2 protein-coding genes are annotated in these 1006 nt (G+C 41.3%); both read left to right on the plus strand.

What is annotated here, in order from left to right; translation table 11 throughout:
• Positions 1 to 305 (plus strand): DUF58 domain-containing protein (locus A3735_RS05420; RefSeq protein ID WP_156499425.1); only part of this gene is annotated, 305 nt, incomplete at its 5' end.
• Between the two features lie 30 nt (positions 306 to 335).
• Positions 336 to 1006: DUF3488 domain-containing protein (locus tag A3735_RS05425; protein ID WP_156499426.1), on the plus strand; the 671-nt coding region annotated here is incomplete at its 3' end.

A 1006-nucleotide genomic window follows, 5' to 3' on the forward strand; every position in this document is an offset into this window, starting at 1 on the left:
ATAATTCGCTTCTTGCTTATCAAGCGGGCGATTCTATGCAGCGTATTAACTGGAAAAAATATGCAAGCTCTGAATTGCTAGTGGTTAAAGATAATGACTTAACTGCTTCAGATGCAAGCCGTGTACGTTGGCAAGATTATGAACCCTACGGAAAAGAGCAACGCTTACAGTTTATGTGTGAGAAAATAACTCGGCTGTACAAGGCTAAGCAAGCTTTTGGTCTTGAGTTACCGGTGATAGTGATTGAACCTGATTCAAGTGAGGCGCACTATTATGCCTGCCTTAAACAGCTAGCCTTATATTAATTTGCACGTGATCATATTAGTGGCTTGATAATGCAGAAAGACTTAAGAGAAGGTGATGACAAAGCAGTGATCAGCGGACAGAGCAACGTATTTGCGGTCCGTGCGCAGCCGGTTGGCGCCTTGCTATTAGTTATCATCTTACAGCTGATATCACACAGTGATCATCTTCCCATATGGCTAATCGTTTTTACGTTATTCATCTGTGTCTATCGTTTTATAGCTTATAAGCGAAATAGCCCGCCGGTAAGCACATTTGTCAAAACATGCTTAACGCTTGCTTCTTGCGCGGTGTTTGTCGCGCACTATAAAACCAACTTTTCTGTTGAAATGGCTGGCGCCTTTTTGTTTCTGACAGCTGTGTTGAAGTTTCTAGAGATCAAGGCTGACAAAGAGTTGTTTACAAGTATTTTTACGATGCTGTATTTAAGTTGTGTCTCGTTTCTATTTAGTCAGGGTGTATTTCATACGCTGTTGCAGTTGCTACTGATAGCTGTTTGCTTTTACGTGTTGCTATCCCAGAATATAGGCGCTGAATTTTCTTTAGGGAAGCGTGGTATTTCTACTTTGGGTAAAATGCTTTTCAAACTCATGGCCGTGTCTATACCTCTTGTCATAGTGCTGTTTTTATTCTTTCCTCGTATAGCTCCGTTGTGGCATATGCCTTTCAAAACTCAGCAAGGAAAGACAGGTATTAGCAATGT

It is taken from the genome of Oleiphilus sp. HI0061, assembly GCF_001635675.1.